This is a genomic window from Salinimicrobium gaetbulicola (assembly GCF_042676025.1).
In the GTDB taxonomy this organism is placed as follows: domain Bacteria; phylum Bacteroidota; class Bacteroidia; order Flavobacteriales; family Flavobacteriaceae; genus Salinimicrobium; species Salinimicrobium gaetbulicola.
This window is the reverse complement of record NZ_JBHTJP010000035.1, coordinates 1,019,248-1,032,531: the sequence shown is the minus strand read 5'-3', so window position 1 is coordinate 1,032,531 and position 13,284 is coordinate 1,019,248. Positions and strand designations below refer to the sequence as shown.

Sequence of the window (13,284 nt, the reverse complement as noted above, 5' to 3'; positions counted from 1 at the left end):
TATGCTCATCGTTTCCAACTATCATTATATCCGCGAGGACTTTTCAGCCAAGTATCCCAGTATATTCGGGCTTACTCCTGAAAAATTCCGCAGGCAGTTGGAAGAACTGGCAAAACACGGACAGTTTATCTCTCAGGAGGAATTACTGAAATTTCGCGGAAGATCATTTGATAAAAATTATATCCTTATCACTTTTGATGACGGACTAAAGGAGCAATATGAGCTTGCCAAACCCATATTGGATGAAATGGGCATTCCGGCGGTCTTTTTCATTAACACTTCCAATTTTAAGGAGGCTAATGTTTCCCTGGTACATAAGATCCATATGGTGCGATCTCAACTAGCCTCGGAAGAAATTCTGCAAGCCCTTGAAAAAAAAGACACTTCTCCCCTTTCAGATAAAGAAAAAAAGCAGGCTATCGATCATTACAACTATGACGATGAACGAACCGCCATTCTAAAATATGTGCTCAACTTCAAATTGACTCTGCAAGAACAGGAAAACTTTATTTCTCCGCTCTTTGACGCTCTCTTTGAAGCACAAAAAGTCGCTTCGGAATTATATTTTGATAAGAAAACGCTTGGGAAGCTGCATGGTGAAGGATCTCTTGGCTCCCACTCTCACACCCATGTGCCTTTGGGGCAACTTGCTTCTGAAGATCTTCGGAAAGAATTGAAAATGACTCAATCATTTTTCATGGAAAATTTCGGAAAGATTTCAGAAACCATCAGTTATCCGTATGGTTCCTATGAAGCATGCCGGGGTATTTCCGAAGAAATAGAAAATGCAGGTTTCAAACTTGGTTTTACCATGGAAAGAGCCGCTAATAAAAGTTTACAGGAAGATTCCCTCCTGCTCTCCCGTTTTGATTGTAACGATCTTCCATTAGGGAAAAATGACCTTTTCAACGGAAAAAATATTTTTACTAATCCGCTCCTGCGCAAATGGCATAGCAATGAAAGTAGTCTTACTCACAAGCGATAGCCTTCGGCATAATTATATCGCGGCTTCTCTCGCAGAAAGTCTGGATCTAGCGCTGATAATTACCGAAAATAAGTCACCAAACATTCAGGACACATCTTCTTACGGAAAGAAAGACGCTCAATTTCTTGCCGATCATTTTAAGGCACGCGCGGAAAGCGAGGAAAAGTATTTTGGGGAATACCTGGACTTCACTAAAAAGATTCCTTCAATTCAGGTACAAAACGGAAGTATAAATAACGAAGAGATCTTTAAAATTATAACTGATACAGCGCCTGACCTTATCGTTCTATTCGGAACTTCTATTATCAAAGAGCCCTTACTAAGCCATTTTAAAGATCGTATAATCAACCTTCATCTGGGACTTTCACCATATTACAGAGGCTCAGCCACCAATTTATACCCTTACCTGTTCGACGAACCGGAATGCATAGGAGCTACTATTCACCTGGCTACCGAGAATGTAGATAAAGGTGCCATTTTATATCAATTACGTCCGGATATGGCTCCTGCTGACACGATGCACGACATTGGAAATAAAGTGATCAAAAAAGCCGGAAAGGTTCTTCCCAAAATACTTCAGGAATATGCAACCGGAAAGATCACTCCTAAGAAACAAAAGGACTCAGGCAGACTGTGCCGGAATAAAGACGTTACTCCTTATGTTATTCGCGAGATCTATAAGAATTTCGAACAGGGAATGATCTCCCGCTATTTAAAGAACAAGGAAAAAAGAGATCTAAAAAAACCTATAACCCCTAAATCCCCTATAGAGGACTTTTGAGTTTTTTTCCTGATCCCACGTTCTTAAACGGGATTCCTTATTTATAATCAAAGCTTAACCATCCTTAAATTCATATAATTCAACACCTTAGGTGTGCTCCTGATAATTTAAATAGATTTATAAGATTTAAATGATGGAAGAATCACAAAATATGTTCTACGGAGCCTCCTGGATCATCCATAAACAGGCCAGGGATCTACGTGGTAGAGAAACAAAAACAGAAAAAATCCTTTGGAGCTATTTATCAAACAGAAAAATGAAAGTAAAATTCCGAAGACAGCATCCAATCAATCAATTCATTGCCGATTTTACTCCCATGAGATCAGATTGGTAATAGAGATAGATGGGTCATATCACTTAAACCGAGAACGAATGGCATATGATGCTGACAGGACTAAACTTTTCCATGACTTTAACATCACTGTTATCCGTTTCACCAATCAAAACATCCTGAATAATATTAAGCAGGTATTAGAAGAAATCAATAAAAATATAAAATACCTTTCTAAACGCTCAAAAGAGTAAATAAGGTCACAATATAAGTCTCGCACGAAAACTTATAGCCCCCTTCAGGGGGTTGGGGGTAAAAAACCTATATTTGAACAACCTCTCGACTCCGCTCGAGGTGACACAATTTATAATGAAAATACTCGGACTCATTCCCGCCCGCGGGGGCAGTAAAGGCATACCCGGAAAGAACATCAAGCCACTAGGGGTAAAACCATTATTACAGTATACCTTTGAAGCAGCGAAAGCATCTAAATTGCTTACAAAAGTGATCCTGAGCACTGATAATGAGAATATCGTTAAAACCGCAAAGAAAATAGGACTGAAAGTTCCATTTCTGAGACCTAAAGAATTGGCCGGGGATAATACACCCAGCCTGGACGTGATCCTGCACGCCCTTGATTTTTTTGAGGAAAAGGGTGAAAAATTTGATGCGGTTTGCCTGCTACAGCCTACCACGCCATTCAGGAAGGCCGGACTTATAGATGAAGCTATTACCAGATTTTCAGAAGGTAATTATGATTCCCTGGTAAGTGTTCGTGAAGTACCGGATGATTATAATCCGCATTGGGTATTTGAAGAAAAAAACGGAGGATTAAAGCTCGCTACGGGAGAAAGCGAGATCATTTCACGAAGACAGGACCTTCCGAAAGCTTACCACAGGGACGGCGCGATCTATTTGACCAAAACTGAAGTGCTCCGGGAACAACATTCCCTTTTTGGGAAAAATATCGGCTTTATTGACACCACTGGTTCAGCCTATGTCAATATTGACAATCCTTCTGACTGGGAAGCAGCAGAACAACTTCTGAAACAAAAATAATGTGTGGAATCGCGGGAATAATCGGCCCTGATCCTTCTGAGGCAGCTATCAGTGAAATGCTTCGGCAGCAAGCACATCGCGGTCCTGACCACACAGGGACTTATGTCGATAAAGGTTTCGCGGCCATCGGGCACAATCGCCTTTCAATAATTGACCTTTCCGCTAAGGCGAATGAACCTTTTAAGGACAATTCCGGAAGGTATTTTTTAAGCTTTAACGGGGAAGTATATAATTACAAAGAGCTGCGGGAAGAACTGAAACATTTTTATGATTTTAAAACGGTTTCAGACACTGAAGTGTTGCTGGCAGCATATATTAAATGGGGAAAGGAATGTCTTCAGAAATTCAACGGCATGTTCGCATTTGCCATTTGGGACAATCGGGAAAAAAGACTTTTCGCGGCCAGGGACCGGTTTGGAGTTAAACCTTTCTATTATATCCAAAAAAGCGGACACTTCTATTTTAGCAGTGAAATAAAGGCCCTTCAGGCGGTTACTAAAAATGATACAACCAACGAAAAGGTCTGGGCCAACTATTTTACCTACGGAACTTATGGAATGCCTGAAGAAACCTTTTTCAAGAATATCCACCAATTACCGGGAGGTCATTATTTGGAATTTTCAAATGATACGCTAAACATTGAGCGCTGGTATGATTTTGAGACGAACATCTCAAAAAGTAAACCCGATCATACATTTGAAGAAGCTAAAGAAATCTATTTTGAGCTTTTAAAGGAGAGCATTAAACTACGCTTCAGAGCTGACGTACCGGTCGCTTTTAACTTAAGCGGCGGGGTAGACAGTTCTCTATTACTCGCGCTGGTGAATCTATTTGAAGACAAGCGTAGAATAAGTGCCTATACCTTCTACACCGGAGACGAGAGATATGATGAACTGCCATGGGTGAAGAAAATGATAGCCCGGACACAAAATCCTTTGAAGAAAGTAAAATTATCAGCTTCAGAAGTAATGCCTTTATGTCTGACCATGGCTGATCTCCAGGATGAACCCTTTGGAGGCATTCCTACCCTGGCATATTCCAAAATTTTCCGGCAGGCCCAAATGGATGGTGTGAAAGTGTTATTGGACGGGCAGGGAATGGATGAACAATGGGCCGGTTATGATTATTACTTATCCAAAGAGAGTACCAGGGTCATTCAGGGAACCGGAAGCAAATCAGCTTTCAAAAAAGAGGCGCTATCTTCTGATTTCTCCAAACTGGCAGAAAAACCGGTTTATTCAAAGCCTTTCAAAAATGAACTTCAAAATAAGCAATACCGGGACCTGTTCTATACCAAGATCCCCAGAGCGCTTCGATTCAATGACCGGATATCGATGGCTTACAGCACTGAGCTAAGAGAACCTTTTCTGGACCATAATCTGGTGGAATTCGCTTTCAGTATGCCAGATCACTTCAAGATCAAGGGGAATACTCAAAAATATATGCTGAGAGAGATCTTAAAACCTTTGGTTTCTGAGGATATTACTTACGCTCCAAAAAGGCCTTTGCAAACACCTCAACGAGAGTGGCTGGGGAATGAGTTGAAAGAGGTTGTATGGACTGAACTGGAGAGTTTAAAGAGTTCAGAATTCTCTTCCTGGTTCAACCATCAGGAAATAAAAAAAGAATGGGAAAGTTATCTGCAGGGAAACAATGAAAGCAGTTTCCATATCTGGCAATGGTTCAATACCGCCCTAATTTTGAATAAGAGGTAATTCCGAAGCTTATTCGAAATTCCTCATGGTCTTTCTCCACCAGGTTTTCAGTTTTTCTCGTGGTCCCGGTTCCATACCATAGTACTGGGCGTACTTTCCGTAGCCATAACCATAGCCATAACCGTAGCCATAGCCATAACCGTATTTGGCGCTATGCTGGAAGTGGTTCAATACAAAACTGATATTCTTGATCTCCCCTTTCATGTATTTTTCATTGATCACCTCGAGCATTCCACGTTTGGTGTAATCCTGACGCACCAAATAAAGAGTAGCATCGGCATACTTGACCAGGTTAAGTGCATCTGCCACCACCCCGATCGGGGGAGCATCCATAATGATATAATCATAACGCTTTTTGAGCTCTTCAATAAGGGTATCCATTTGCTCATTCATAAGCAATTCGGAAGGGTTTGGAGGAATTGGCCCTGCTGTAATCACATCCAAATGCGGCACCATACTCTTTTGAAGAATTCCGTCTACCGTTTCCTGCCCGATCAGGTAGTTCACCATACCATGGTCGTTATTGATCTTGAAATCATCAAAGATCTTGGGTTTACGAAGATCGGCACCTACCAGGACTGTTTTCTTTTCACTCAAAGCAAAAACGGTCGCCAGGTTCATGGCACAGAACGTTTTTCCTTCACCCGAAACCGAAGAGGTCATCAGAACCGTCTTTGCCCCGGTAACACCATGTTTCTTATACATGAATTGGAGACTGGATCTCAGCCCCCTGAAACCTTCCGCGATAGCCGATTTAGGTTTCTCAAAAACAGCCAGATTGGTGCTCAGTCTGCTTTTCCCGATCAATCCCAGGATCGGAATTGGTGATAGCCTTGTTACTTCCTGTGCATTATGAACGTTCGTATTCAAGAATACCAGAAGGAAAACGAATGTAAGAGGAATAAGCCCTCCTACCATAAGGGCCATCACATAATTAAGCTGCGTATTAGGTCCTATTTGACCGCCACCGGTATCCTTTGCGGTATCGATCACCATCACATCACTCACATTGGCTGCCTTTACCAGGCCGGCTTCACTTCGTTTCTCTAAAAACAGGTTATAGGTTTTTTCGCTAAGCGAATATTTCCGTTGGATCTTCAAAAGATCCTGCTGCTCCTGTGGAAGCTTTCTGATCTCGGCTTCTGCAATGGCAATATCACGGTTGATCTCCTGCAGCTCCTGTCTAAGCAATCGCTGGGAAGAATCCATGTTTTCCAATAATACCGCTTTTACCGCGTTTATCTGTCGGTCAATATTGTCGAATACAGGAGAATTTTCCTGTAGCGAATACTGGTATTTCCTTCTTTCTTCTGCCAGGGTCAAAATCCTTCCGACCCCGCTAACAATGCTTCCTTCACTTATTCCCGCCACTGAAGGTGCAGGCACATCTGAATAATCCTCCCGGGTCTTTAGATAGTCTTCCAAGGTCTGGAAATAGGCCAATTGACGATTTATATCTTCCTTGCGAACTTCAAGCGTGGTAAGCTTAGTGTTCAATTTGCCTGTTTCGGCGGAAATATCAATAATCTGATTTTCATTTCTGAATTTATTTAGCTCATCCTCTACGGTCTGCAATTCCAAAGATTTCACGGCAAGGCTGCTATCTATGAACCGGATGGTCTTGGTAGCGAACAGGTTCTTTCGCTCAAGCATATTCTCACTCAACACCCGAACCGTACCATTGAGGTAGTCAACAATTTCAGGCTTATTATTTCCTGCTAAGGAAAGATTTACCACAGAAGAACCCCTTTCCTGGGGATTTACAGAAACACCTCCTTTAAACCTGCCAACCGTGCCGTCAAAATGTTTGAACTGCACGTAAAAGGGCTTTCCTATAACCGGTGCCTTATCTGTAGGCATCAGCCTTCCACTAAAAAATGGCAGATCTATATGCTCATTCAGTTTATAATCTCTTTCGAACTTTCCTTTTTCAACAACTACCGAAGAATATTCCTTTGCGGCATAGTTGAACACCCGGGCATTCTCTCCCGGAAAATTCGTGCTTAAAGTAAAGGTTTCGGGATCTTTGAATAATACGGTAAATGTATTGCCTTGTGCCTGAAACGCGGAACTATCGGCAACCACCCTAAAAGGGGTAAATCCGTAGGCATTCACCCGCTGATACTCCCCGTCCTGTTTGTAATCTATATAATACTGAAGCCGCTCGACCACTTCCTCATTATGAGAACGAGATCGTAAAATGGTTATGGCGGTATTAACTTTATCTGAAGTTCCTCCCCAGTTAAAGGTCAAACTCGTATTGGTAGTAAAAAAAGGATTTTGATCATCTTTTATGCTGATGGAATTCCCCAGTCGATATACCGGAAGTTTGCGTACGTTGTTGTAATAAGCCACCGCCAGACTTATCCCGATCGAAACCAGGATCAATTGCCAGTAACTTAAAACCTTCAGCACAAAACCTTTAAAATCAAAGGTGGAGCCTACATCTGATATGTGATCATCTTCCTGTGCCATAATTTATCTGCTGAATAATAGAATACTTGATGTAAGGATCGCCAAAACACTTACTACCGTCCGGAACACTTCCAGCCCTGTTGTTCCCAGGCCTATTGTTTTCTGCGGAAGCGGATTCACAATGATCAGGTCATTCGGCTGAATGTAATAATATGGAGACCTCATCGCGTCCATGCTGGTCAGATCAATATGATGTCTTTTTTCACCTCCCGGATATTTCCGAACGATGATCACATCTGTACGATCCCCGAATTCCATTATATCTCCGGCGTTTGCGATCGCCTCCATAATGGTCACCTGCTCTTTGTAGATCACCTGGCTGCCCGAACCAATTTCGCCAATGGTCGTATAACGTATCCCCGCGAGTTTCACGGTCACAAAAATATTCGCTTCTTCCTTAAAGTATTTCTCTAAAAGGGCTTTTTCGATCTTTTCCCTTACCTCATCAACGGTATAGCCCAGCACATTCACTTCTCCCAGGGTTGGCACCCTGATGTTTCCGTGCTCATCGACCAGAAATCCGTCCCAATACATACGTTCTTCCCCGGTAGCGTTTGGATTGCCCTCCCCTATTGGGTTGAACATTCCCGCGAGCTCTTGATCCATGGCTTTCACACGAATGCTTAAAAGGTCGTTTGTTTGTATGCGGTATGGTTTCTGAATTCGCTCTACAGCGATTATACTATCGGTAGTTGTTTCGGTTTCCTGCAGGTATTTCAAGCGTTTACTAGGTACGCAGGAAGAGACGAAAAGTATAACACTAAAGATTCCAAGTAATTGCCTGAGACTCATTCGGGACTGATAAGGTTAAGACAAATATAGCAGTTGAGGGCTAATAATAAAATATTTCGTTAAATACTTTGGCCGAGGCGGCAGATCTCCTACTGTTCGACGATCGTAATTGTTTCTTGTCATTTGATAATTGAATTAGCTACTTTTGCAAAAAATAACTGCGTGAATTACTTATCGGTTGAAAATATTGCTAAAGCCTATGGAGAACGGGAATTGTTCTCAAATATTTCCTTCGGAATAAACGAAGGTCAAAAAGTAGGATTTGTCGCCAAGAACGGAACGGGAAAAACTTCCCTCCTAAATATACTTTCTGGAGCAGATTCTCCCGATGCCGGAAATGTGGTCTACCGGAAAGATATCACCACCGCGTTCCTTCCGCAGGAGCCCAACCTGGATCCATCTTTAACGGTAGAACAAACCATTTTCGCTTCAGACAATGAGATCCTGAAAGTGATCGAGAAGTATGAAAAAGCGCTGGAAAATCCTGAAGACGCTGATGCCTACCAGAAAGCTTTTGAGCAAATGGAAGCACACCAGGCCTGGGATTTTGAAACCACTTATAAGCAGATCCTTTTCAAGTTAAAACTGGAAGACCTGCATGCCAAAGTCGCCAGTTTGAGCGGTGGACAGAAAAAACGACTTGCCCTGGCGGCCATGATCCTGAACAAACCTGACCTCATAATCATGGATGAGCCTACCAACCACCTGGATCTTGATATGATCGAATGGCTGGAGGAATTCTTCAGAAAAGAGAATTTCACCATTTTCATGGTGACTCACGACCGTTACTTCCTGGAGAGGGTCTGCAATGAGATCGTAGAACTGGAGGACGGAAACCTGTACACCTACAAAGGAAATTACTCCTATTATCTGGATAAGAAAGAGGAAAGAATAGCCCTGGAACAAACCAATACCGATAAGGCCAAACAGCTTTTCAAGAAGGAACTGGACTGGATGCGCAGGCAACCGAAAGCCCGTACCACCAAATCAAAATCGCGAATAGACGACTTCCACGAGATCAAGAACAGGGCTTCCAAACGCAGGAATGACCACGAGGTACAGCTGGAGATCAACATGGAACGCCTTGGGAATAAGATCATCGAAATGCACAACATTTCCAAGAGTTTTGGAGATAAAGAGCTTCTTGACAAGTTCAGTTATAATTTCCAACCGGGGGATCGTCTTGGGGTCATAGGAAAGAACGGGACCGGAAAATCCACTTTTCTAAACATACTTACCGGCGCTGTCAAACCAGATTCAGGAAAGATCGTGATCGGGGAAACTGTAAAGTTTGGATATTACACTCAAAGAGGGATTGAGGTCAAGGAAGGTCAAAAGGTCATTGACGTAATAAGAGAGTTCGGGGATTATATTCCGTTGAAAAAAGGAAGACAGATATCAGCCCAGCAGTTACTGGAACGTTTCCTGTTCGATCGCAAGAAACAGTATGATTACGTAGAAAAGCTCAGTGGTGGCGAAAGAAAACGACTGTATTTGTGTACCGTTCTCATTCAGAATCCCAATTTCCTCATCCTGGATGAGCCTACGAACGACCTTGACATCGTCACCCTGAATGTGCTCGAAAACTTCCTGTTGGATTTTCCCGGTTGCCTGATAGTGGTATCTCACGACCGTTATTTCATGGATAAGATCGTAGACCATTTATTCGTTTTCAAAGGCGATACAGAAATTGAAGATTTCCCCGGAAATTACTCTGATTACAGGGAATATGAAGCCAGTTCTCCTGCAGAGCCTTCAAAATCTGAAACTGCCTCAACCGATAAAAAAGCCTGGAAGAAAGAAACCACGACTACCGGACTCACCTATAATGAGCAGAAGGAATACCAGAAGCTGGAAAGGGAGATCCATAATCTGGAGAAAAAGAAAGAGGAAGTTCAGAAAAAGTTCCTGCAGGATCTAAGCGGCGAAGAGATAGACAAGACCTCCTTAGAACTCCAAAAGATCATTGATGAGATAGAGAAGAAAACTGAACGCTGGTTTGAACTTGGAGACAAAGCTGAATCATAAAACCTGATTTTCCAGATTAGTTTGCACATAATCCTAGCATACATAAAGTTCCTTTGGAGATCCAGTAATCAGCACGGGGTCCACTCCCCTTTTGTGTACAACCTGGTTACCCGCTGTTTTTATGATAAAAAGAAAAAACCGGCCTACGAGAAGATCAAAGAATACCGAAGATCACTTTTAAAAAATGCTGAAAGTATTGAGGTAACCGATTTTGGCGCAGGCAGCCGTGTTTTTAGATCGGATACCAGGAAAGTTTCAGCTATCGCGAAAAATGCGGGAATTACTCCGTCCCGGGCGAGGCTACTGAACAGATTAATTCCTTACCTGAACATTAAAAATGTTCTTGAAATTGGCACTTCCGTCGGGATAGGAACTGCCGCTATGGCTGCGGGGAATGATATTAAGATCACAACTATTGAAGGTTGCCCAGAAACAGCAAGAGTGGCAAAAGAAAATCTCCGAAAACACGGTTTTCAGGAAATAGACTTTAAGATCGGGGAATTCGACAGTGTTCTGAAAAATATCATTTCCGAAACGGAAAAAGCAAAATTCGACCTGGTCTATTTTGACGGAAACCATCAGAAAGAGGCCACTCTGAGCTATTTTGAAAAATTATTACCAACAGCTCACAACGATACCGTATTTATCTTCGATGACATTCACTGGTCTGCAGAAATGGAAGAAGCCTGGGAAGAGATAAAAAAGCATCCGGCAGTTAAAGTCACTATCGATACTTTTTTCTGGGGATTTGTCTTTTTCCGAAGGGAACAGGAAAAAGAGCATTTTGTGATACGACCATAACTCCATCTTTCAACTACCCTGTCAAAGACAAGTCATTAAGTTTTCCCTTCCGTAGAAAAATTGAAAATCTGCAGCTGTAACATTTCAATGTAACTTGCGTCTTACTGAATGTAAGAAAAAACTATATGAGCAGCGTTATAAAGATCAGGAATATAACCCGGGATTTCTACCTGGGCCAGGAAATTGTAAAAGTCTTAAAAGGCATTGACCTTGACATTGAGAAAGGGGAATATGTAGCGTTCATGGGTCCTTCGGGTTCCGGAAAATCTACTTTAATGAACCTTTTGGGATGTCTGGACACCCCAACTTCCGGACAATATATTTTGAACGGGAACGATGTGAGCCAGATGAGCGATAACGAACTGGCAGAGATCAGGAATAAGGAGATCGGGTTCGTTTTCCAGACGTTCAACCTCTTACCAAGAACTACTGCCTTAGACAATGTCGCGCTACCTATGATCTATGCCGGTGCCAGCAAAGCAGAGCGAAAGGAACGTGCGGAAAAAGTACTTACAGACGTAGGTCTTGCCGACCGAATGGATCATAAACCCAATCAACTTTCAGGAGGACAGCGCCAACGTGTAGCGGTAGGAAGAGCTTTAGTCAATAAACCGTCCATAATCCTTGCCGATGAGCCTACCGGAAACCTGGATTCCAAAACTTCCGTAGAGATCATGAACCTGTTTGATGACATTCACGCTGCCGGAAATACGGTGATCCTGGTAACACACGAAGAAGATATCGCGAAACACGCCCATCGCATCATTAGACTACGAGACGGAATGGTGGAAAGTGATGAGCGAAAATCTGTTTTAGCCGGGGAATAGCACTTACTGCGGAAATGCTTAATTTTACCTTTTTAAACTGCTGAATTATTCTTCATGGAATTTCTCGATAATGACACCTTGCTTTACATTGCCGTAATCATCATTTTTCTTGCATTTTTTCTCTGGAACAAACGACAGACCAAAAAGAACAGAGAAGACCAGAAAAACCGGAACTTCCGGAAAAGATACCACGAGAAGCGAAACAGAAGGAATCGTTAAAAATTTGTAATTCAGCTATTTAAAATTGTTTTTAAAATAGTTTTTATCTAAATTGAAGATGGCTAAAAATGGAAGTTATGGCTATCTCCTTCTTCGATAATATCTTTTTATATCTCGCACTGCTCTCAGTGTGCGTCTCATTTTACTTCTATTTAAGAAGCCGTAAAAGGCGTAAAAAGGAACTGGAATTCAGGCGTTCGCTGAGCGAAAAGTTCTGGAAGAAAAAGCGAAAACAGAACATCGCGTAAATCTTACGGGTTTTTCCTTCCGGAAAATCCCAACTGCTGTCATTTTTATTACATTAGCCTCTTTAAGAATTCTGAGCTGTTCTTCAGCAACTAATTTTGAAGATAAATCCATGAAAATTTATACTAAAACGGGCGATAAAGGAACCACTGCCCTCTTCGGCGGCACCAGGGTTCCAAAACATCATTTGAGGATAGAGAGTTATGGGACCGTAGATGAACTAAATTCTCATCTGGGAATGTTACGCGATCAAAAGCTCGATGCACATAGCTTTAATTCCCTTTTGAAGATCCAGAATAAACTGTTCACCGTGGGCTCGATACTGGCAACAGACCCTGAGAAAGCTACCTTAAAAAGCGGAAAGCAACGTCTTGATATCCCAAGGATCTCTGCCGAAGACATCGAATTCCTGGAGAAGGAAATGGATCAAATGAACGAGGAATTACCCGAAATGACTCACTTCGTTCTACCGGGTGGCCATCAAACCGTGTCAGTTTGTCACATAGCGCGTTGCGTATGTCGCAGAGCAGAACGTTTAGCAACGGCACTCTTTGATAATGAGCCGTTTGACGAAGAGGTTTTGAAATACCTGAACCGGCTGAGCGACTATTTATTTGTGCTGGCACGGAAGTTGTCAAAAGATTTACAGGCAGAAGAAATTCAGTGGATTCCTCAAAAAGAATCTTAGCCCTCCGAAAGGATTCTCAAAACTAGACATTTTCAACAGATTACAGTTTTTAGAAAAACGTTCTTTAAATTATTGATAAATAATAGATTTTTTTCTTGACTATCTCGTCAAAAAAATTATTTTTGCAAAAATTAAAACCGATTAACCGATGTATTGGACATTAGAATTAGCATCTTATTTAAGTGATGCGCCATGGCCCGCAACAAAAGATGAGTTAATTGATTACGCCATCAGAACGGGTGCCCCGCTTGAGGTTGTAGAAAACCTTCAGGCCATCGAAGATGAGGGTGATTCCTATGATTCGATCGAGGAGATCTGGCCAGACTATCCTACAGATGACGATTATCTCTGGAATGAGGATGAATACTAAAAGCACACTAGATAAATAGAAGAAAAA

Annotated in this window: 12 protein-coding genes and 1 pseudogene; 11 read left to right on the top strand and 2 right to left on the bottom strand. The window is 42.1% G+C overall.

Annotation, left to right across the window (positions count from 1 at the left end):
* The first annotated feature begins 1 nt into the window (after position 1).
* The 5 genes and pseudogenes from ACFQ1G_RS14085 (at position 2) to asnB (ending at position 4,811) form a co-directional block, all read left to right on the top strand.
* Complete coding sequence (locus ACFQ1G_RS14085; RefSeq protein ID WP_380740604.1) at positions 2-985, top strand: polysaccharide deacetylase family protein; 984 nt, start codon at positions 2-4, stop codon at positions 983-985.
* A complete protein-coding gene (locus tag ACFQ1G_RS14080) occupies positions 957-1,766 on the top strand; it encodes a formyl transferase (protein WP_380740602.1) in 810 nt (269 codons plus the stop codon). The genes ACFQ1G_RS14085 and ACFQ1G_RS14080 overlap by 29 nt, the downstream gene beginning before the upstream one ends.
* A 130-nt stretch (positions 1,767-1,896) precedes the next feature.
* A pseudogene (locus ACFQ1G_RS14075) lies at positions 1,897-2,291 on the top strand (endonuclease domain-containing protein).
* Positions 2,292-2,364: 73 nt separating this feature from the next.
* A complete protein-coding gene (locus ACFQ1G_RS14070) occupies positions 2,365-3,096 on the top strand; it encodes an acylneuraminate cytidylyltransferase family protein (RefSeq protein ID WP_380740600.1) in 732 nt (243 codons plus the stop codon).
* Positions 3,096-4,811, top strand: a complete 1,716-nt coding sequence (gene asnB, locus ACFQ1G_RS14065) for an asparagine synthase (glutamine-hydrolyzing) (RefSeq protein ID WP_380740598.1) — start codon at positions 3,096-3,098, stop codon at positions 4,809-4,811. The genes ACFQ1G_RS14070 and asnB overlap by 1 nt, the downstream gene beginning before the upstream one ends.
* Positions 4,812-4,820: 9 nt before the next feature.
* On the opposite strand, the gene ACFQ1G_RS14060 is transcribed toward asnB, so the two are convergent.
* Together ACFQ1G_RS14060 and ACFQ1G_RS14055 are read right to left on the bottom strand one after the other, a co-directional pair.
* Positions 4,821-7,286 carry a GumC family protein gene (locus tag ACFQ1G_RS14060; RefSeq protein WP_380740596.1) on the bottom strand — a complete coding sequence of 822 codons (2,466 nt, stop codon included), beginning with the start codon at positions 7,284-7,286 and terminating at the stop codon, positions 4,821-4,823.
* Between the two features lie 3 nt (positions 7,287-7,289).
* Positions 7,290-8,078 (bottom strand): polysaccharide biosynthesis/export family protein, encoded by a 789-nt coding sequence (locus ACFQ1G_RS14055; RefSeq protein ID WP_380740594.1) that lies wholly within the window; start codon positions 8,076-8,078, stop codon positions 7,290-7,292.
* Positions 8,079-8,240: 162 nt separating this feature from the next.
* Here ACFQ1G_RS14055 and ACFQ1G_RS14050 point away from each other — a divergent pair, with 162 nt between their 5' ends.
* From ACFQ1G_RS14050 to ACFQ1G_RS14025, 6 genes are all read left to right on the top strand, one after another.
* Positions 8,241-10,106: an ABC-F family ATP-binding cassette domain-containing protein gene (locus ACFQ1G_RS14050; RefSeq protein ID WP_380740592.1), complete on the top strand. Its 1,866-nt coding sequence runs from the start codon at positions 8,241-8,243 to the stop codon at positions 10,104-10,106.
* Positions 10,107-10,127: 21 nt separating this feature from the next.
* On the top strand, positions 10,128-10,907 hold the full coding sequence (locus ACFQ1G_RS14045) for an O-methyltransferase (RefSeq protein WP_380740590.1): 780 nt from the start codon (positions 10,128-10,130) through the stop codon (positions 10,905-10,907).
* A 125-nt stretch (positions 10,908-11,032) separates the two neighbouring features.
* A complete protein-coding gene (locus ACFQ1G_RS14040) occupies positions 11,033-11,734 on the top strand; it encodes an ABC transporter ATP-binding protein (protein WP_380740588.1) in 702 nt (233 codons plus the stop codon).
* A gap of 54 nt (positions 11,735-11,788) precedes the next feature.
* Positions 11,789-11,953: a hypothetical protein gene (locus ACFQ1G_RS14035; protein WP_380740586.1), complete on the top strand. Its 165-nt coding sequence runs from the start codon at positions 11,789-11,791 to the stop codon at positions 11,951-11,953.
* 358 nt (positions 11,954-12,311) lie between these two features.
* Positions 12,312-12,887: a cob(I)yrinic acid a,c-diamide adenosyltransferase gene (locus ACFQ1G_RS14030; RefSeq protein WP_380740584.1), complete on the top strand. Its 576-nt coding sequence runs from the start codon at positions 12,312-12,314 to the stop codon at positions 12,885-12,887.
* Between the two features lie 148 nt (positions 12,888-13,035).
* The gene (locus tag ACFQ1G_RS14025) at positions 13,036-13,257 is read left to right on the top strand and encodes a DUF2795 domain-containing protein (RefSeq protein ID WP_013070580.1); all 222 of its coding nucleotides are present in this window, start codon (positions 13,036-13,038) and stop codon (positions 13,255-13,257) included.
* The last annotated feature ends 27 nt before the right edge of the window (positions 13,258-13,284 follow it).